This is a genomic window from Paraburkholderia dioscoreae, from assembly GCF_902459535.1.
GTDB classification, from domain to species: Bacteria; Pseudomonadota; Gammaproteobacteria; order Burkholderiales; family Burkholderiaceae; genus Paraburkholderia; species Paraburkholderia dioscoreae.
The window spans coordinates 861,648-881,577 of sequence record NZ_LR699554.1 but is presented as its reverse complement, the minus strand read 5'-3'; the positions used below and the strand labels follow the sequence as shown (position 1 = coordinate 881,577).

At 62.4% G+C, this 19,930-nt stretch carries 16 protein-coding genes; 5 read left to right on the top strand and 11 right to left on the bottom strand.

Translation table 11 applies throughout. The features are described from left to right. Positions 1-14: 14 nt before the first annotated feature. From PDMSB3_RS24110 to oxlT, 3 genes are all read right to left on the bottom strand, one after another. On the bottom strand, positions 15-1,466 hold the full coding sequence (locus tag PDMSB3_RS24110; protein ID WP_165189608.1) for an aldehyde dehydrogenase family protein: 1,452 nt from the start codon (positions 1,464-1,466) through the stop codon (positions 15-17). A gap of 81 nt (positions 1,467-1,547) precedes the next feature. Further along, positions 1,548-2,531, bottom strand: a complete 984-nt coding sequence (locus PDMSB3_RS24105; RefSeq protein ID WP_035517089.1) for a LysR family transcriptional regulator — start codon at positions 2,529-2,531, stop codon at positions 1,548-1,550. Between the two features lie 30 nt (positions 2,532-2,561). Further along, on the bottom strand, positions 2,562-3,905 hold the full coding sequence (gene oxlT / locus PDMSB3_RS24100) for an oxalate/formate MFS antiporter (RefSeq protein WP_007176522.1): 1,344 nt from the start codon (positions 3,903-3,905) through the stop codon (positions 2,562-2,564). A gap of 410 nt (positions 3,906-4,315) precedes the next feature. On the opposite strand from oxlT, the gene PDMSB3_RS24095 reads away from it, so the two are divergent. Together PDMSB3_RS24095 and PDMSB3_RS24090 are read left to right on the top strand one after the other, a co-directional pair. Further along, on the top strand, positions 4,316-5,263 hold the full coding sequence (locus tag PDMSB3_RS24095) for a LysR family transcriptional regulator (protein ID WP_007176521.1): 948 nt from the start codon (positions 4,316-4,318) through the stop codon (positions 5,261-5,263). Between the two features lie 96 nt (positions 5,264-5,359). After that, on the top strand, positions 5,360-5,665 hold the full coding sequence (locus PDMSB3_RS24090; RefSeq protein WP_007176520.1) for a hypothetical protein: 306 nt from the start codon (positions 5,360-5,362) through the stop codon (positions 5,663-5,665). 65 nt (positions 5,666-5,730) lie between these two features. On the opposite strand, the gene PDMSB3_RS24085 is transcribed toward PDMSB3_RS24090, so the two are convergent. From PDMSB3_RS24085 to PDMSB3_RS24065, 5 genes are all read right to left on the bottom strand, one after another. Beyond that, positions 5,731-6,654 carry an NAD(P)(+) transhydrogenase (Re/Si-specific) subunit beta gene (locus PDMSB3_RS24085; RefSeq protein ID WP_007176519.1) on the bottom strand — a complete coding sequence of 308 codons (924 nt, stop codon included), beginning with the start codon at positions 6,652-6,654 and terminating at the stop codon, positions 5,731-5,733. Positions 6,655-6,717: 63 nt separating this feature from the next. Beyond that, complete coding sequence (locus tag PDMSB3_RS24080; protein WP_007176518.1) at positions 6,718-7,536, bottom strand: fumarylacetoacetate hydrolase family protein; 819 nt, start codon at positions 7,534-7,536, stop codon at positions 6,718-6,720. A gap of 18 nt (positions 7,537-7,554) precedes the next feature. Further along, the gene (gene frc, locus PDMSB3_RS24075) at positions 7,555-8,802 is read right to left on the bottom strand and encodes a formyl-CoA transferase (RefSeq protein ID WP_007176517.1); all 1,248 of its coding nucleotides are present in this window, start codon (positions 8,800-8,802) and stop codon (positions 7,555-7,557) included. A 274-nt stretch (positions 8,803-9,076) separates the two neighbouring features. Then, the gene (locus tag PDMSB3_RS24070) at positions 9,077-9,796 is read right to left on the bottom strand and encodes a GntR family transcriptional regulator (protein WP_007176516.1); all 720 of its coding nucleotides are present in this window, start codon (positions 9,794-9,796) and stop codon (positions 9,077-9,079) included. Then, a complete protein-coding gene (locus PDMSB3_RS24065; protein WP_007176515.1) occupies positions 9,774-9,995 on the bottom strand; it encodes a hypothetical protein in 222 nt (73 codons plus the stop codon). The genes PDMSB3_RS24070 and PDMSB3_RS24065 overlap by 23 nt, the downstream gene beginning before the upstream one ends. A 318-nt stretch (positions 9,996-10,313) precedes the next feature. On the opposite strand from PDMSB3_RS24065, the gene shiA reads away from it, so the two are divergent. The 3 genes from shiA (at position 10,314) to PDMSB3_RS24050 (ending at position 13,534) form a co-directional block, all read left to right on the top strand. Next, positions 10,314-11,633: a shikimate transporter gene (gene shiA / locus PDMSB3_RS24060; protein WP_007176514.1), complete on the top strand. Its 1,320-nt coding sequence runs from the start codon at positions 10,314-10,316 to the stop codon at positions 11,631-11,633. A gap of 358 nt (positions 11,634-11,991) precedes the next feature. Then, positions 11,992-13,395 (top strand): L-lactate MFS transporter, encoded by a 1,404-nt coding sequence (locus PDMSB3_RS24055; RefSeq protein ID WP_007176513.1) that lies wholly within the window; start codon positions 11,992-11,994, stop codon positions 13,393-13,395. Between the two features lie 10 nt (positions 13,396-13,405). After that, on the top strand, positions 13,406-13,534 hold the full coding sequence (locus PDMSB3_RS24050) for an MFS transporter small subunit (RefSeq protein WP_165187980.1): 129 nt from the start codon (positions 13,406-13,408) through the stop codon (positions 13,532-13,534). A 109-nt stretch (positions 13,535-13,643) separates the two neighbouring features. Here PDMSB3_RS24050 and PDMSB3_RS24045 read toward each other — a convergent pair whose 3' ends face one another. From PDMSB3_RS24045 to PDMSB3_RS24035, 3 genes are all read right to left on the bottom strand, one after another. Continuing rightward, on the bottom strand, positions 13,644-17,369 hold the full coding sequence (locus PDMSB3_RS24045) for a YadA-like family protein (RefSeq protein WP_165187978.1): 3,726 nt from the start codon (positions 17,367-17,369) through the stop codon (positions 13,644-13,646). Between the two features lie 428 nt (positions 17,370-17,797). Continuing rightward, positions 17,798-19,018: a sensor histidine kinase gene (locus PDMSB3_RS24040; RefSeq protein ID WP_165187976.1), complete on the bottom strand. Its 1,221-nt coding sequence runs from the start codon at positions 19,016-19,018 to the stop codon at positions 17,798-17,800. 248 nt (positions 19,019-19,266) lie between these two features. Continuing rightward, positions 19,267-19,692: a DUF3830 family protein gene (locus PDMSB3_RS24035; protein ID WP_165187974.1), complete on the bottom strand. Its 426-nt coding sequence runs from the start codon at positions 19,690-19,692 to the stop codon at positions 19,267-19,269. Positions 19,693-19,930: the final 238 nt, after the last annotated feature.

Here is a 19,930-nt window from a genome sequence, read left to right as displayed (position 1 = left end):
ATTGGCCGCTACTGCTACTGGTCGATAGCGAGCCACACCGCCTTGGGCTCCGTGAAGTTTTCGATCGCGACGTCGCCGTGTTCGCGGCCGAACCCCGAGTCGCCGGATCCTCCCCACGGCAGGCGCACATCGGTGTAGCCATAGGTATTGATCCACACGGTCCCCGCCCTCAGATCCCGCGCAACCCGGTGTACGCGGCCGATATCCGCGCTCCACACACCCGCGGCGAGGCTATATAACGTGCCGTTAGCAATCCGTATCGCATCGGCTTCGTCGTTGAAGCGGATCACGCTCGCCACCGGCCCGAAGATCTCCTCCTGCGAAATGCGCATGTCATGCTCGACATCGGCAAAGACAGTCGGCTCGACAAAGAAGCCGCGTTCGCCCACCCGCGCGCCACCGGTTACGAGCGACGCCCCTTCGGCGCGACCCGTTTCGACATAGCCCAGCACCGTTTTCATCTGTGCCGCGGAGATGAGCGGCCCCATGGACGTTTCGCGTAACGACGGATCGCCGACCTTGATCGACTTCGCACGGGCAGCGAGGCGCTCGACCACTTCGTCGTACACGTCGCGATGGGCGAGAATGCGCGAGCCCGCCGAGCACACCTGTCCGGTATTGAAGAAAATCCCCGCCGCTGCGGCGCGCACCGCGTTGTCGAGATTGGCATCCGGGAAAATCAGGTTGGCCGATTTGCCGCCGAGCTCCAGCGTGACGCGCTTGAAATTGCCGGCCGCGCCTTGCAGAATGCCGCGCCCCACGGAGGGCGAGCCCGTGAACGTCACCTTGTCGACGCCGGGATGCGCAACCAGCGCGTCGCCGACCACGCGTCCCTTGCCAGTGACGATATTCAGCACGCCCGGCGGCATGCCCGCTTCGAGTGCCAGTTCGCCGACGCGCAATGCGCTCAGCGGTGTGATCTCGGCAGGCTTGACAATCACCGTACAACCGCACGCGAGCGCCGGCGCGATCTTCCACATGCCGATCATCAGCGGGAAATTCCACGGCACGATCGCGGCGACCACGCCGACCGGCTCACGCAACGTGTACGTCAATGCATCGGGCCGCACCGGCACGACCTGGCCGTTGATCTTGTCGCACCAGCCTGCGTAATATTCGAGCGTATCGATCGCGGCCGGAATGTCCTGGCGCATCACCGCGGCAATCGGCTTGCCCGCGTCGAGGCTTTCGAGCGCGGCGAGCTCGTCGAAATTCGCGCGCATCAGGCCGGCAAGACGCATCAGAATGCGGCCGCGCTCGGCGGCCCGTATCGCGTTCCATACTTTCAGTGCGGCACGCGCCGCGTGCACGGCCGCGTCCACGTCGGCGGCGCTGCCTTGCGCAACCAGTGCGATCGGCTCTTCGGTGGCGGGGTCGATGTCGACGGAATACTCGCCGCTGCCGGGCGGCAAACGCTTGCCGTCGATCAGTAAATCATGGCGCCTGAGGTCGGTTTCAGTTTCCATCATGAAGCTCCTTGCTTGAAATGCTGGCTGGGATAGTGAATGGGCTGAATACTGCGAACCGGCTCGGGATAAGAAGCGTGGCTAGGGCTCATGGAGCACGGCGCCGTCGCGCGCGACGCTCGACGCCATTCGCGTTGGCGAAGCGGACGGCGACATGTCGGCGGCATTCGAAGTCGCGCCGGCTGGCGCGGAGAACTGTGCCCAGGCGGCCGCGGCGTTGGGTCTGAGAGAACGGTTGCGGCGATGCACGAGGAGCGTCGTCAGATTCATAGCGGGCGAGAGCGGCCGGCTGACGAGCGACGGGCTCACTTCGGGCCAATGTCCGTCGACGGGTAATACGCCGATGCCGAGCCCCAGTTCGACCATGCGCAAGACCGCGGCGACATGCCCGAACTCCTGGACCGGTCTGCGCTTCACACCGTTCGAGTTAAAGGCAAGTTCGAGCGCTGAGCGCACGCCCGCGTCGCCATTCAGCGTAACGAGCGCCCATTCGTGCAACGCGCTCCATGCAACGGTGGCATGGCGTGCAAGCGGATGCGCGGACGGCATCACCGCATGCAGCGGCGTCGTGAAAACCACTTGCGCGCGCAACAGATCGCCGGCGAGCGGCTCCGCCAACGACACCACGCCGAAGTCCACCTCGCCTTGCTCGACACTCGCGAGCACACCGCTTTGCGGCTGATCCCTGACGGAGACGATCAACTCCGGATAAGCCGCCGCGCATCGTGCAAGCCCCTGTGCCACCCAGCCCGACGACAGCACCGGATTGCTCGCCAGCACCACCACACCGGTGTGTCCGTCGTAAGCAGCCCGTTCTTCACGCAGCGTCAGTTCGATTTCATCGAGCAGTCGGCCGATCCTTCGTTCGAGACTCGCGCCCGCATGAGTCAGTTCAACCTGGCGCGTGGTACGGTCGAAGAGTTTCAGTTCCACGGCTTCTTCGAGTTCGCGCACACAACGGCTCACTGCCGACTGCGTCAAATCGAACTCGCGCGCCGCGCGCGTGAAGCTGCGCTCACGCGCGACGGCGACGAACACCTTGAGTTGCTGCAACGAAACATTCATGACGCCGCCGCCGGGCACGGGCCGCTCACCCTATTCCCCTGTCTGCTCAGGCCAGCGACTCAGCCGCGAGGCCTGGCCGGCGCCGGCCACCGCCAGCACGCCTTGGGGCTCGTTGTGTGTTTCGATCCAGCGTGCGCGCATGGGGGCGAGTATGAATTTCGCCGAGATACCCGCCGCGATGGTCACCACGGCGGAGACGATGAAGACGAGACTCCAGCCGCCGGTCGCCGACAGGACCGAAGCGATCGGCACCAGCAGCGAAGCCGTGCCCTTTGCGGTGTACAAAGTGCCCGCATTGGCCGCCGCATATTTACTGCCAAAAGTATCGGCACAGATTGCCGGAAAGATCGAGAAGATCTCCCCCCAGAAGAGGAAGATCAACGCGGCGAATGTCATGAACGCATACGGATTGGTACCGTATTGCATCAGGCCGAGCAGCGCGAGACCCTCGCCGATAAAGATCACGAACATGGTGTTTTCACGACCGAGCTTGTCGGAGATGAAACCGCACAGCGGACGCGTAAAGCCGTTGCACACATTGTCGATGGAAAGCGTGGCGGTCAGCAGCGGCAAGGTCATGCCGAAGATCGTCATCGGAATGCGGGCAAGCCCCCAGTCTTTCGCGATCGGACCGATCTGCGCGGTCGCCATCAAACCGCCCGCGGCCACCGCCACGAACGACACATAGATCACCCAGAACACCGGCGTCCTGATCATCTGGCCGGGCGTGAAGTCCACCTTCGAAACGGCGAACTTTTTCTTCGCCGCGGGTTGCTGGCGCAAATTCGGCTTCTTCAATAGCAACGCGAGCGCCAGAATGCAGCCGCCTTGCAGAATGCCGAAGAAGAAGAACGTGTGCTCATAGCCCGAGCGCGTAATCATGTTGGCAATCGGAATCACCGTCACCGCCGCGCCTGCGCCGAAGCCCGCGGCCGTGAGACCGGCGGCGAGACCGCGCCGGTCCGGAAACCATTTCAACGCGTTACCCACGCACGTGCCGTACACGCCGCCCGCACCGATCCCGGCGATGACCGCTGAGACGTACAGCATCGGCAGGGTCGTCGCATACGAATTCATCACCCATGCAATGCCCGCGCATACGGCGCCGCCGGCGACCACGGGCCGAGGTCCGAACCGGTCGACGAGCCAGCCTTCGAGCGGCACGAGCCACGTTTCGGTCAGAATGAAGATGGCGAACGCAAGTTGAATGGACGCCTCGCCCCAGTGATGCCGCGCATTCATCGGCGTGACGAACAGCGTCCACGCGTATTGAAGATTGGCGACGAGTGCCATGCACACCATGCCGATGACGAGTTGCCACCAACGGTTCGCCCAAAACACCCGGGCCTTGGTCTGCTGAGTGATATCGTCCATGAGCCTTGTCTCCACTATTGATTTAGTGCAGCCGGCCGACGTCCCGAAGGAAATCCCCTCGGGATATGCCGCGCTGTATGCGTCCCACCTTATGGTTATGACCCGAAAAGCCGTGCTCCCGGGAATATCTGATATTTGCGTCTTTAATCCGCTGCTTTAAATTTGTCCAGCTTGAATTCTTCGCTTTTCCGGAAAGTGCTTTATTCCGATCAATTAATGCTTTTTCACTGTGATGAAGCGCCGGGCCTATCGCCGGATAGGCCTTGAATCCAAGCGTTAACCCGAGTACTTTGCCGATCGTTGCGGCGGTATTTCCGCTTTCTTATACAGAGCCATGCTAGGGTCATTGCTGAATTACTAATAATTAAAGTTTGTTATTATGTTGATTCACTTTTGCTTATACATCGGCCATGACGATGCGAAATGCGACGCTGCGGCAACTCAAGGTTTTCGAAACGGTGGCGCGCCACCTGAGCTTCTCGCGCGCCGCCGAAGAATTGCATCTCACACAGCCGGCCGTCTCCACCCAGGTCCGCCAACTCGAAGAACACGCGGGGCTGCCGCTGTTCGAACAACTCGGCAAGAAGATCTATCTGACACCGGCCGGCACCGAGATGCTTCACTACAGCCGCGCGATCATCCAGCAGTTCCACGAAGTGGACGAAGCGATGAGCCAGCTCAAGGGCGTCTCCGGCGGTAAGCTGAATGTCGCGGTGATCAGCGCGGGCGACTACTTCTTTCCCCGGCTGCTGGCCGAATTCACGCGCCGCTACTCGGGTGTGGTGCTCAACCTCGCCGTGCACAACCGCGAAGAACTGCTGCATCAGCTCGCGACCAATCAGACCGATCTCGCGGTAATGGTGCGCCCGCCCCATGAAACCGACGCGACCAATGAGCCGTTCGCGCCGCACCCGTACGTGATCGTGGCGGCGCCCACGCACCCGCTTGCGCACAAGCGCAGCATCAAGATCGGTCAGTTGGCGAGCGAAGCCTTCATCGTGCGCGAACGCGGCTCGGACACGTGGAATTCGATGGAGGAAGGCTTTGCCGGACGCCTCGCCAACCTCAAGATCGCCATGGAAATCAAAAGCACCGAGACGATCAAGCAGGCCGTGATCGCGGGCATGGGCATCGCTTTCCTGTCCGCGCATACGATCAGCCTCGAACTGCAGCTCGGCCATCTGGTCGTGCTCGACGTCGAGAGCTTTCCGGTCATGCTCAACTGGTACGTGGTGCACCGCAAAAACAAGCGCCTGCCGCCGGTGGCGGTCGCGTTCAAACGCTTCCTCATGGAGGAAGGCGCGAACCTGATCGAGAAGATCACGCGCGTCAAGGAATTGAGCGTGTATAAGCAGTAGGCTATGGAGACCCAATGAAACTTTAACTATTGCGGATTCGTCAGGACTTCTATGCTGCAAGCGAGTTCCCTCACTCGCCAGCCCAGGAGGCCGATCATGAATCACGCTTCGGTTGAGTCTCGTAGCAGCGCGCACACTGCCCGTGTTGCCGCGATCCATCCCGACGATGCGCATCTGAGCGCTTACAACGCCGCTTTCAGCGACCTCGGCCTGCGTTTCCGCTGGGATCGCGCCACGCTCGACGTGCTCAAGGAGTTCAACAGCGAAGCTGCCCGGATCACCGCCTATATCGAGCGGTTTCACAGCCATCTTCACCGTGCGTACGATGCTGACTTTCTCGCTCAACTGATTCTGCACAAGAAGGCCCAGTACTTCAGCGAGTTCGCGGCGACAGGCGGCTGAGAGCGCTGGCGGGATCTCGCTGCCGCTTTGCGCCCTACTCGCCGTTTCATCTATGCGTGCCTTCATCAGGCACGCCGCGTTGTGGCGCGAGTCGCTCGAAGGTGGGCGCACATGCGTTGCCGGCCGTCCACGCTCACTCCATGCCGCTCGCTTCGACAACGTGAGTAGGCTGCCGTGCGCACATCGCCTCGCGTTATGTCGCGCAGCGTCCACGTCTGCTCTTCGCCGCCGCGCCATACGATTCGCGCCAACAGCCCGCGTTTGCCCGTCGTCAGACTATGGCTATGACTACGGCAACGCGCGGCAAAGGCAAGCGTGCCTGAATCATGTCCGCCGGACTCGTGGCCGTCGGAATACTCGCGGCTCATCATCAGATGCACACCCATCGCGCAGGCCAACGCGCTCATCGCGAGTAGCGCAGCGAATCCGAACGGCTGCGCCTGTTCAGTGACGAAACCGTAGCCGAGCCAACCGCACAGCAGCAGCGCAAGCAGATTGACGATGTCATGGCCCGGACGCGCCACCGCCGCCGGTTCCAACGCACCGCGCAGTTTGCAGAACGCAATCGCCGATGTGGCAAAGATCAACGCGCCAATGAACACGGCGACATAGAGTCCGATGCGCTCGACGTTGGCCTGCGCCGCCGACGACAGATAACGCGCAAAGCCGCCCGACATCACAGCGAGCCCCATGCCGCTGCCCAACAGGGCAACCAGGCACGGCCGCCGCGTCAGGTTGCGTCGGCGCGCCAGCCACGCGCCGGGCACCGCGCCCGCCACCGCGGCGCCGATCACGCCGTTGCTCGCGCCCATCCCCACCGCAAAAAGCCCTGCAAGTGCGGCGGCCAATGCGCCGGCGTGCCAGTCCGGTCGACGCCTCGGTCGTCGATCGAACTGCAGTTGTCCGACTGCAGCAAGCGCGACAGCCAACACGGAAGCAAACAACACAGCCAGCGAACACCACACGGTACTGTCATACGCTAGCGGCATGCATACTCCTTCGTGTCGGAATGCATGGGCACGTGCCCGATGGATCGCGCGATCGGCCGGCCGTCAGCCGGCGCTTGCCACCACCGGCTCCGCGCCGGCCACGGCCGCCGCGCGCGCGGCGTTCAAGCTGTTGCTGAGCGTGCCGATCCCCTCGACCGTAATCGATACCGTCGCGCCATCCCTGATCGACCCGACGCCGACCGACGTGCCGCACGCGATCACATCGCCCGGTTCGAGCGTGAGATCCTGCGAGATCAGACTCACCTGCTCGGCGGGCGAGAAAACCATGTCGGCGAGCGGATAGTTCTGCCGCTCCACGCCGTCGAGCGTCGTGACAAGACGCGCTCGTTGCCAGTCGAAACCGGAGACGATCGCCGGCCCGATGCAGCAAAACGTATCGAAGCCCTTCGCCCGGCACCATTGCGGAAAGTGCGGATTCTCGTTCAGCAGGTCGGCAGCGGTGACGTCGTTGACGAGCGTGTAGCCGAAAATCGCTTCGGCCACCTCTTCGACGCTCGCATCGCGGCAGCGCCGCCCGATCACGATACCGAGCTCGCCTTCATAAACGATCCTGCCCGCGTAGCTGAGCGGCCGCTGGATCGGCTCATCCGCGCCGATCACCGAACCGGCCGGTTTCAGCAGGAACAGCGGATGCGTCGGTACGGGCTTGCCAAGCTTCGCCGCCAGCGCGTGATAGTTGTTCCACAGCGCGACGATCTTGCCGGGCGCGCACGGCGCAAGCGGCGTCAGCGCACGCGTCGACAGCACGGCGCCGGTCGGCACCGGCTGATCGAGACTTTCATATTCGTGCAGATATCCCCCCTCCACACGGCCGAACACGACGCCGCCGTCGCTCGACATGAATCGCATCCACGTATCCATACGTCGCTCCTTGTGCGCCTAGATCGCGCCGGCTGTGCGCAGTGCACTGATCTGTTCGGGCGAATAGCCGAGTTCGGCCATCACTTCGTCGGTATGTTCGCCGAGCAGCGGTGAACGCGTGACTTCGGTCGGGCTGTCGGACAGTTTGATAGGATTGCCAACCGTCAGGTATTTGCCGCGAGTCGGATGATCCACTTCGACGATCGTGCCGGTTTTGCGCAACGAAGGCTCTTCGGCGATTTCCTTCATGGATAGGATCGGTCCGCACGGAATGTCGTATTTGTTGAGAATCTGCATGGCCTCGAACTTGGTCTTCGTCATGGTCCAGCGCTCGATCTCGGCGAAGATGTCCTTCAGGTGAGGCAGACGCGCGGCGGGCGTCGCGTAATCGGGATCTGTCGCCCACTCTTCCTTGCCGATCACATTGCAGATCTTCGCCCATACCGGCGCCTGCGTGATGAAGTAGATATACGCGTTGGGGTCCGTCTCCCAGCCCTTGCACTTCAGGATCCAGCCCGGCTGACCGCCGCCGGATGCATTGCCCGCGCGCGGCACCGCTTCACCGAACTGTCCGTTCGGATATTGCGGATACTCTTTCATCGTGCCGGTGCGTTCGAGCCGCTGCTGATCGCGCAGCTTCACGCGGCACAGATTGAGCACGCCGTCCTGCATCGCGGCGAGCACGCGCTGGCCGCGTCCGGTGTGCGTGCGCTGATAAAGCGCAGTGACGATGCCGAGCGCCAGATGCAAGCCGGTGCCGCTATCGCCGATCTGCGCGCCCGTCACGACCGGCGGGCCATCGTCGAAGCCTGTGGTCGAGGCCGCGCCGCCCGCGCATTGCGCGACGTTCTCATAGACCTTGCAATCCTCGTACGGCCCTGGGCCGAAGCCCTTCACGGAAGCGACGATCATGCGCGGATTCAACTCCTGAATCCGCTCCCACGTGAAGCCCATGCGGTCCAGCGCGCCCGGCGCGAAGTTCTCCACCAGAACGTCGCATTTCTGGATCAGCGCTTCGAGTACCTGCTTGCCTTCGGGGTTTTTCGTATCGATCGTGACCGAGCGCTTGTTGTGGTTGAGCATCGTGAAGTAGAGGCTGTCCACCTCGGGAATGTCGCGCAACTGCTCGCGCGTGATGTCGCCCGCGCCCGCCCGCTCGACCTTGATCACATCCGCGCCGAACCATGCCAGCAGTTGCGTGCAGGTGGGTCCGGATTGCACATGCGTGAAGTCGAGAATGCGCACACCGTCGAGTGCTTTGCTCATGTCCTGTCTCCTGAAGGGCCGGGCTTATTTGTGCATGGTTTGGAAAAGCGGTGAACGCGCGAGGCCGAACTGAAGGAAGTACTACGCTAAGATCCCGATTCGGCACGTTTGATATATCACATACCATATTTTTAACATCGTCAAGCGGGGTTTATCCCGCACTACGACTGCCACGCGATCATTTCGGCCAGGCGGCGCAAACAAAAAAAGCCCGCGGCGCTTCCGCCGCGGGCCCTTCTTGCAACTTGCCGATCAACCGCCGCCCAGCCGAGCGTCAGTCCAGAAAATCGCAATTCGCCTCGACAAATGCGGCGAGATCCAGCGAGTGCTGACGCGTGAGACGCTCGGCCAGTTCGGTATCCCGCTGCTCCAGCGCCTCGATAATGCGCAGGTGGTCGACGATCGAGCGCGAAGCGCGGTCGCTCTGCGAAATGGTCATGCGGCGAATCGCCCGCACGTGAATGAAGATGTTCTTGATCGTGTCGAGAATGATCTGCGACCTGGATAGTTCGACGATCGCCTGATGAAAGGCGATATTGGCGTCCGAATACTCGGCGATATGCTCAGCGGGCGTCGCGTCGCGGAAGTTGTCGAACATATGGCGCAGGCGGGCAATTTCCTCGTCTGTGGCGTGCAAGGTGGCAAGACGCGCCGCCATGCTTTCGAGCGCGGCCCACATCTGGATCATTTCGACGATTTCGCGCTTGCTCTTGCGCACGATATAGATGCCGCGCCGCGGCACCATACGCAGAAAACCTTCCTGCTCGAGCAGCGTCATGGCCTCGCGCACCGGCGTGCGGCTCACGCCGAGCGATTCGCTCAGCACGCGCTCGTCGAGACGGATTTCCTCGCGGTTCTGGTAGATGTCCGCGTCCGCAATCGCCTGGCGGAGCATGGCATACGCCTGATCGCGCAGGCTCGCGCTCGCGCCGATCGGCTGCAATGACAACGTTAAAGGGGTGGCCACTGCTTCAGTTTGAAGTTCTGACGACATTCATCGCCTCTTGTTGAACATGTGCACGGTACGGGGCCGGCATGGCTGCGCCGCGTTGCTCGCCCAAGCCCACGAACCGACCATGTTGCGCTGCAAGCTGCGCAACCGGTTGCGGAATCCAGCGAGTCAGCAGAACCGTGGCCGCAGCGCCCAAACCCACGACAGCAGCAGCAAACAGCGAGAGAGGAACAAATTCCATTTGTAACTCCGAATGATTGAGTGAAGGAATGACACAATCATATGCTGCAATGCCGCAAAAATCAATATTCCGTATGTAGTATATCAGTGACTGTAGTATCGAGATCGAATCTTCAAGGTAGCACGGCTGCCCTACAGACGGTTCCTCGCGGCGCCCGAACCTGGCGACGCTCGGTGTAAACGCGCAATATCGATCGAAGGCGGATTGTGGGATCGGTCTCGCCTCATTAACCTTCGGACATCCTGCGACCGATCGCGAGCGGCAACGCCCCTCTTCCCGCGCGACTGCGGCAGTCAGAAAGTTCAAGGAGACACTGTGATGAGCACCACCCTCCCAACGGCCGCGATGGCCGACAACCGCAACGCGCGCAGCCGGGCCCGCAAAGCGGCGCTCGGCAGCTTCGTCGGCGCCGTGGTCGACTGGTACGACTTCCTGCTGTATGGCATCGTCGCCGCGCTCGTTTTCAACGCTGAGTTCTTCCCCAAGGTCAGCCCGGCGATGGGGACGCTTGCCGCGTTCGCTACCTTCGGGGTCGGTTTTCTGTTCCGTCCGCTCGGCGGCTTCGTGTTCGGACACTTCGGCGACCGCTTCGGACGCAAGCGCATGCTCGTGCTCACGGTCATGATGATGGGACTTTCCACCGCCGCGATCGGCCTGCTGCCGTCGTTCGCCACCATCGGCTGGCTGGCGCCGGTGCTGCTCGTGACATTGCGCGCGATGCAGGGCTTCGCGGTGGGCGGCGAATGGGGCGGCGCGGCGCTGATGGCCGTGGAAAGCGCACCTGAGAAGAAGAAAGCGTTTTACAGCAGCGGCGTGCAGGTCGGCTACGGTGTGGGCCTCGTGCTCTCGACCGGGCTGGTCGCGCTCATCAGCCGTGCGATGGATAACGCCTCGTTCCTGAGCTGGGGCTGGCGCCTGCCCTTCCTGTTCAGCGTGGTGCTGGTGCTGATCGCGCTGTGGATCCGCTCGAGCATGGAAGAGTCGAAGGAGTTCATCGAGAAAGTCGGCGAGCACGGTGAACACAGCGTGCGCCTGCCGATTGTCGAAGCGCTGCTGCGGCACCCGAAGGCTTTCCTGCTGATCATCGCGCTGCGACTCGCCGAGTTGTTCACGATGTATATCGTGACCGCCTTCGCGCTTAACTACTCGACGGCGAACCTGCATATGCCGCGCGAATTTTTCCTCAGCATCGGTCTGCTGGTCGGCGCGCTGAGTTGCGTGACGATTCCGTGCTTCGCCGCGCTGGCGGATCGCTTCGGCCGCCGCCGTGTATATATGATCGGCGCGCTGGTCGGCATGCTGAGCGCAGTGCCGTTCTTCCTCGCGCTGGAAGCGCGCTCGACGGTATGGATCGTGGTCTTTGCCGTCATGCTCGCCAACCTCGCGCACGACATGGTGGTGAGCGTGCAGCAGCCCATGTTCACGGAACTGTTCGGCACCGAGTATCGCTACAGCGGCGCGGGTGTGGGCTATCAGGTGGCGAGTGTGGTTGGCGGCGGCTTCACGCCGTTCATTGCGGTGGCGCTGGTCAATTTTGCCGGCGGCTCCTGGCATCCGGTGGCCGCTTATCTGGCGGTGGGCTGTCTGATCTCGTTGCTCGTGGCGGCCAGGATGAGAACCGGGCGCACCGTCGCCTGATGCTCTGATACAGCACCGCCAGAAACGGGCCGGCGTGGCGAAAGATGCCACTGCCGGCCCGTTTCGTTTCGGGTATCCGGTAGTTTATTCCGGCCATTCGCTCTGCGGTGCCGCGCTTCGACGGGGTACGGTCGTGTTTCACCCAGGCAAACACCTTATGTTTTTTCATCTCATATTGCAAAGGCCATGATCGCCCCCTATCGTTCATCGGTGCTATTTTTGTCGTGGATTTGAGCGCTTGATATGTAATTTGAATACATATATCGACGGCTTCGAAATCCGCGACTTATACGCCGCGACGCCTAAAGCATTCGTAATGAAGCGCCGATAACAACTAATTCGTCACCGGAGACCGACCATGAGTAGCATCACCGAGCCGAGCGGGAATTCAGGCTCTGCCCCATTCTTTTCCAAACAGGCCACCGTTGCGAAACCGGGTTTTTCGCGCTGGATGGTTCCGCCCGCAGCCCTCGCCGTCCATCTGTGTATCGGCCAGGCGTATGCCTTCTCCGTGTTCAACGGCCCGCTAACCAAAGTCATCGGCATTACGCAGTCCAGCGCGGATGACTGGTCGCTGACTTCGCTCGGCTGGATCTTTTCGCTGGCGATCGTGTTCCTCGGTTTGTCGGCGGCCTTCGCCGGTAAGTGGCTCGAACGCGTCGGCCCGCGCCGCACCATGTTTACCGCGGCCTGCTGCTTCGGCGGCGGCTTCCTGGTTTCCGCGCTCGGCGTGTATCTGCATCAGATCGTCCTGCTCTATCTCGGCTACGGCGTGATCGGAGGCATCGGGCTGGGCCTCGGTTATGTGTCGCCGGTGTCCACGCTGATCCGCTGGTTTCCGGACCGCCGCGGCATGGCGACCGGCATGGCGATCATGGGCTTCGGCGGCGGCGCGATGATCGCCGCGCCGTTGTCGGTGGCGTTGATGAACCACTTCCGCAGCGCCACCAGCATCGGCGTGGCGGAGACGTTCATCGTGCTCGGCATTGCGTACTTCATCTCGATGACGATCGGCGCACTCGCAATCCGCGTACCGCCGGCAGACTGGAAGCCGGCCGGTTGGACGCCGGCCGCGACCGGTCAGAACAAGATGATCTCGCGTAACCACGTGCATATCGACCAGGCGCTGAAGACGCCGCAGTTCTATCTGATCTGGCTCGTGTTGTTCCTGAACGTGACGGCCGGCATCGGCATTCTCGGCCAGGCCTCCGTAATGATTCAGGAGAGCTTCAAAAACACGGTGACGGCAGCGGCGGCAGCCGGTTTCGTGGGTCTCCTGTCGCTCTTCAACATGGGCGGGCGTTTCGTATGGGCGTCGGCGTCGGACTGGATCGGCCGCAAGAACACCTACTTCATCTTCTTCGCGCTCGGCGCGGTGCTGTATTACCTGGTGCCGGGTTTCGCGGCGTCCGGTCAGATGGCCCTTTTCGTGCTCGCCTACTGCGTAATCCTGACGATGTACGGCGGCGGCTTCGCCACCGTGCCCGCATATCTCGCCGACATGTTCGGCACGGCGTTCGTCGGCGGCATTCACGGCCGACTGTTGACGGCGTGGGCCGCGGCGGGTGTCGCCGGCCCGGTGCTGGTGAACTACATTCGCGCCTATGAAGTCGCGCACGGCGTGGCCAAGGCGGACGCCTACACGATGACCGTGCACATCATGGCCGTGCTGCTGGTAGTCGGCTTCGTCTGCAACCTGCTAGTCAAGCGTGTGGACGACAAGCACCACATGACCGACACTCAACTCGCCAAAGGCGCCTAAGGAGACTTCCATGTCGACCGTTCAAACAGCGAATCAAACAAGCAAGGTCAAACTCGCCGTCTTCTGGCTCTACGTGACGCTTCCGCTGGCATGGGGCGTGGTCAACACGCTCTCGCAGGCAATGAAACTTTTCCAGTAAATATCCTGTTCGGCACCCCGCGTGTTCAGACGGCGGGGTGCCGGCAACGAGCGTGACTCGCTGCCTGTCTATCGGCGCATATCCAATGCGCCGATCCCCTGCCTTCCCGCTACCACTGATACGCCGCGCCCGCCGTGACCGCCGTCGTGGCGGAACTGATGCCCGCGCCGAGCTTCACCTTCAGACTCTGCGTGACTCGCGCCGACAATCCCACCGCCACCGCCTGATAGCCCTTGTAACCGGCCGTGCCAACCCCGATTGCAAGGTTCTTGCTTGAATCGACTTCGGGGATCGCGGTCAATGCCAGCGCCGATGCCGTTCCGGAGTAAGCATTGCGCGCCATGTCGCTCAGGCCGCCCTGGAACTGCTGCATGTTCACGGCATCCGTAGGTGCCTGGCCTGGCGCGACATTGGTGATGCGGCGCTCGCTGCCGGACGAGCCCACGGAAACCGTGTTCGTCACATCGGCCACCGAGCCCTCGCCGATCGCCACCGAGTTCGGCGCGGACGCTTTCGCGCCGCCGCCGATCGCGACAGAACCGTTACCGATCGCCTGCGCCGCGTTACCGGAACTGTTGACGGATACATACGGCGTGCCGGTAGTCTGATTGTTCCGCACGGTCTGGACCAACTGGTTCAGCGTGCTGACATCCTGGTTGGTGTTCCAGAGTTGCGCTCCGGTCACTGCGTCGGTGCTGGTGGCCGATAGAGTGGCGTCCTTCAGGTTGGTCAGTTGCACCTTCGGCACATTGACCGCCGTGCCGCCGAGCGTGATCCTGTCGTGCGCCGAACTGTCGTACTGCACCGCGTTCGCGACCGCCCCGTTGAGACTGCCGATGGTGGTTTGCAGACCGGCGATATCGCTGCTATTTTGCGTGACGCGACCATCCAGGTTGGTGATCGCACTGCCGACATTGTTCACCACGGTGCCGCCCACGCTATACGACGGCGCCGTCATCGAACCGTCCGCATTGACAGTGGCCCCGCCGCCCAGCGCCACCGCCGTGCTCGCGGCCTGCGCATGCAGTTGCGAGCCGTTGACCGCGTCGCTGCTCGTCGAAATGACGGCGCCCGGCGCCACGCCCGTGACGATCCGATTGCCCGCCGTACCCGACATATTGATCAGATTGCCGTTCGTCGTCGCACCGACACTGATGACGCGGGATACCGGATCTTGCGTCACCATGCCGATGCCGCCGTTCTCCATGTTCTGCTGCAACGTGCTGAGGCCGTTGTCGAGCGAACCGAGCGCGTCGCCGACCGTGGTTTGCGTGCCGCCTTGCATGTGATAGCTGGGGCCGCTCAGCGAACCGTCGGCATTGATCTGCGCGCCGCCGCCCAACGCGGCCACCATTGGTTTGAACTGCGCGAGATTGACCGCGGAAGCCTCCGTGGTGCCTGCCGCGATTCCGGTCAGCTCGCGTGCGCCGCCGGTGCCGGCGAAGTCGACGCGGGCGCCGTCCGTGCCCTTCGCCACGGTGAGATTGCGCGACGCCTGATCCTGTTGAACAAGCCCGATCTCGCCGTTCGTGATCTGGTTCGTGATGTTGGTCACGTCGCCTTCGATCGTGGTGGTGCGCTGGTCGAGATGGCTGATGTTCGTCGTGTTGTCCGTCACGCGCTGGTCGAGACTGCTGATGTTCGTCGTGTTGTCCGTTACCCGCTGATCGAGGTTCGTGATGCTGCCGGTGTTCTGCGCGACAGCCTGATTGGTGGCAAAGAGTTGCTGGCCGTTGACAGCGTCCGTGCTGTCGGCGGCGAGATTCGCGGCGCGCACGTTGGTGAGCCGAACCGGCGCGGCACCGTTGCCGAGCGTGATGATGTCGTGCGTTGCCGAATCGTACTGAACCGAATTAGCGCCCGCCTGGACACTGGTGGTGACGGCAGCAGCGAGCGCGGACCCCACGTCGCTGTAAGTGCTTCCTCCGATGCTGTACGCCGGCCGTTTGAGCGACCCATCCGCATTGACGGTCGAGCCGCCGCCCAGCGCCGCCGCCGTGCTGGCAGTGTTCGCATAGAGTTGCGCGCCGTTGATGGCTTCGCTGCTGGCCGCACCGACCGCGCCGGCCGTGAGGCCGCCGATCACGCGATTTCCACCCGTGCCCGCCACGCTGACACGCGTGCCGGTCGTGGATGCGCCGATAAGAATGTCGTGAGAAGCGGCATTCTGCGTGACGAGTCCGACCGTGCCGCCGCTGATCTGCGACTGCAACGATGACAGGCCCGTATCGAGCGAACTGAGCGCGTTGCCGACCGTGGTCTGCGTGCCGGCTTGCACGTGATACGTGGGGCCGGCTACCGAGCCGTTGGCATTGACCGTCGCGCCGCCGCCGAGCGCCGCGACGACCGGGCTGAGCTGGGCCAGATTCACCGCCGAGCCCGCGCTCGTACCCGCCGCCACGCCGACCAGCTCGCGCGATCCCGTCAATCCGGTGAAGTCGACGTGCTTGCCGTCCGTGCCCTTCGCCACGCTCAGATCGCGCGTCACGGAGTCCTGCTGAACCAGCCCCGTCTTGCCGTTACTGATGTTATTGACGTTGTTGGTGATGTTGGTGATGTCCGCGGTATTTTTCCCGACCGCCTGATTGGTGCCGTAGAGCTGCGCGCCCGTCACCGCGTCCGAACTGGCTGCGCTCAAGGTAGCGTCCGCGACGTTGGTGAGCTTGACCGGCGTGACGGTGTTACCGAGCGTCGCGACGTCGTGCGCCGGGGTGTCGTAACGCAGCGCGTCCGCACTGCCGGCGGCGCTGCCTGAAACAACCGCCGCGAGTGCCGCGCCCACGTCGTGGTACGTTGTCCCGCCGACGGTGTAGGCCGGCGCGACCACCGCACCGTTCGGATCGATCAGCGCGCCGCCGCCCAGCGCTTCGGCCACGCCGGACAGCTGGCCGACGTTGGCCGCGTCGGTGGGCCGCGTGCCGGCTGCGACGTAGGTGATCTGGCGGCCCTGCGTCAGGCTGCCCACCGACACGACGTTGACGCGATCGGCGATCGAATCGGAGCCCAATGCGACTGAACCCGTACCGCTGGCCGATGAATTCCCGCCGATGACAATCGAACCCTTAGCGGTGGGATTGATGAACGAGTTGTAGCCGATCGCCACGGAACCACTCGAAGCAGCACTCGCGAAGGAGCCGAGCGATATCGTATTCATTGCGGCTGACCGGGAGTTGTAACCGACCGCCACCGAGTTATTCGAAAGGGCGACCACCATCGCGCCCGCACCGACGGCGGTCGAATTCACCGAACCCACTCCTGCCGCCGATCCGACTGCGGTCGAAGCGTCGGAACCGGCAATCGAGGCCGAGCCGACGGACAACGCGTTAAAGCCGGTTGCCGCGGCCGTTGGGCCGATCGCCATCGCGTTCAGGTCGGTCGACGCGCTGGTGCGCGCGCCCAGAACGACATTGGGGCTCACGGCTATATAGTCGGTCACTGGCGTAGTCACGGCCGCCCCCAGCAAGCTGGTCCGGTTCGAGCTGACCGTGACTGGCGGCGTCGCCGCGTCGAGCGCCGGATTGCCCGTGAATACGTGCGCATTATCGATCGCGGCTGCCAGGTCTGCGGGCCTCGCGGCATCGTCCGTGGCCGGCGGCACGGCCGGGCCCGCCGCCAGCGCCTGCGCGACGCTGAGACAGTCCGGCTCCGATGACGCACATTCCCCGGCGGCTGCCGGCTGCGAAAACGCCAGCGCACCGAGCAGCCCGGCACTCGCCGCTACCAGCGAACCACGCACCGAAGCCCCTTTTGCACCGAGACTTTTCGTCATTTCGGACGCGGCTGCATATGTGCGGGTCGTTTTGTTCCACACGGTCTTATAGGACTTGTTCAACATACCTCCCTACTCTTTTTATAGAAGACTCAAGCACAAGGTTTTTCTTATGTCATCCTAACTATTTAGCTAGAACCATTAGAAACTTAAGATGGCATCGCGCTTCGCCTCGCCGCAAAGCCGCAGAACACGAATATACCTTGTAGAGCTATTTTTTAGCTTATATTAGAAAAGCGGCATAGCCCATTTAAGACGCAAAATGCCAAACGTCTTAAATTGCGCCGAGTGTTTTTAGTCTTTTCTAAGACACAGTTCTAATTTGTCCAAAAACAGCACATCGGGATAGTGCGAATCGCGGCTGAAGCTTTCAAACGGACGAGCATCGACCGCAACGAGTCTATCCTCGATAGCTAAACAGACGTCATACAAGAGAACCACACCGAAGAAGCGGGAACTGATACGGCGGACCACGCCGTGTCGAGACAGATCTGTCAGCCGCCCACAGCCTGCAGGTGCATCGGGAAAGTGATTTCGAAGATCGTGCCCTTGCCTTCATGCGAGTCGAAACGAATCTCGCCCTCCAGCACCCGGCACAACTCCTTGACGATCGCGAGGCCCAGACCGGCGCCGGGAATGTCGTCGGCGGCGGCGCGCTCGAACTCCTTGAATACGCGCTCCCGGTCCGATGAGTCGATGCCCACGCCCGTGTCGGACACACGCAGGCACCAGCGATCGTCCTGCGCGGCCGTCATGCTCAATTCGACCTGCCCGGCCCGGGTATATTTGGTCGCGTTGGTCAGCAGGTTGAGCGCGACCTGCTTGAGTTTGAGACGGTTGGACACGACCATCTGCAGCGCGCCGTCGAAGACCGTCTGCAAGCGCAGCCCTTTGCCTTCAATTGCGGGTTCACACGAGATCACCAGCTCGTCGAACAGCTCACGCAGCGAGAAGCTTTCCAGCACGAGCGGACTGGCGTCGCCGAGCACCACTGAATACTCGACCAGTTGGTCGACCAGCGTTTTCATATCGGCGGCCTGACGATTCGCGAGCGCGAGCGCCGTGTCGATTCGGGACGGCGCCCTGCTGATCACTTGCAGCGCCATCGAAAACACGTTGAGAAAGTTGCGCAGATCGTGCACGACGCTGCGCGTGATCTGCATGCGTGATTCGTACAGATCGCCGACCAGCCGCTGTTTGAGCGTCAGTTCGTGATTGGCGCGCTCGAGGCGCCCGGTGTAGTCGTCGATTTTCCGGTCGCGCTCGTTGACGACCTCGCGGATCGAGGTCAACGTGACGAAGCTGACGGCTTCGTCGATGAAATGCCGCGCCCGCTCCTCATGACGCCGCGTGAAATACGGCCGGGCTTCGCTGAATTCGACGATCGCGCCGGTCAGCATCTGCCGGAACAGATCGAGCTCGCGCACCAGTTCGTCGATCCGATAGCCCTGCTTCCAGCGCAATTTGCCGTGCAGGCGCGCGTCGCGCTTGATCGCGCCCTCGGCGTGGTCGAGATCCTGGTTCTCCAGCACGCTGCAGATTTCGTCAAGAATGTTCGGGATATGATCGGCCAGTTGTTCGTAGGTCAGCCGGTCTGATTCGGTCAATTCTGCGTCGTGAAAAACGGCCTTCATCCACCGCTCGGTCAGATCGACCTGTTGCAGACGCAACTGTTTGGCAAAAGCGGTAAGCGGCAGTGCGTGCGAGTCCGTCATGTGGGAGACCTGGCGCCGCATGGCGGCGAAAATAGGTGTTCCGCGCCACCCCGACGAACGCTTCGGGGTATACCTGACGCGACCGCAGGGACTGCAAACCGCGCTCAGGAGGCAAAGAGTGAGCGCTTCGCAAGCCGCCCGGGCGCCTCCAGTATGCGCGATTTGCGGAACAAAAATTAACCAGGGTAAGGACGCGTCCGAACCGCCGCGCCGAAAGTAGTTGCCTTTCAGGCTTGCGCGCCGCGCCTTCAGATCTTTTCGAACAGCACGTCCTGTGCGCCTTCCCACAACACCTTGGCGCCGAGTTCGCGCAGCCTTTCCTTGCCTTCGACAATGGTCAGAAAGTGATTGCCCGCGAGTTGTCCTAGCTTGCTCGCGAAGCAACACGAGCCGTACGCGAGAATGATCTCGGTTTCGCTGTAGCCGCCAGGGTAGAACAGAATGTCGCCGACCGACGGATGGCTCGTGTGGTTCTCGAAGCCGACCGCCACGCCGTCGTTCTCGAGCTTGAAGTCGCCGAGCGGCACCCAGCAGCCTTCGCCGCTCCAGCGCACGTGGATGATCTTCTGCCGGTACGGCAGGAGCCTCAGGAAGGCCGCCACGGTATGCGGCGCGTCCGGATGGGTTTCGGCGGTAAAGACATGGCCGCAGGAGGTGATTCGAAGTCGGGTCATCGCCAGGTTTCCAGTGTGACGGGTTGAATGGAATGGTCGGTCGGACGCGAGGCGAGGCGGGCCAGGCAGCGGGCGCACTATTCTGTCGTCCTGTGCAAGGCTTCGACAGATACAGTTGCTGTTTTGCCGGTCGGGCCAATTGAACCCAAGCCCGCGTTCCGTGCGGATGGCGCCCGCCCGGCCATGACGGCACGCGCATGCCAGGTCGCACTGTCCGATCGCCACGAAAGTTCGTAGT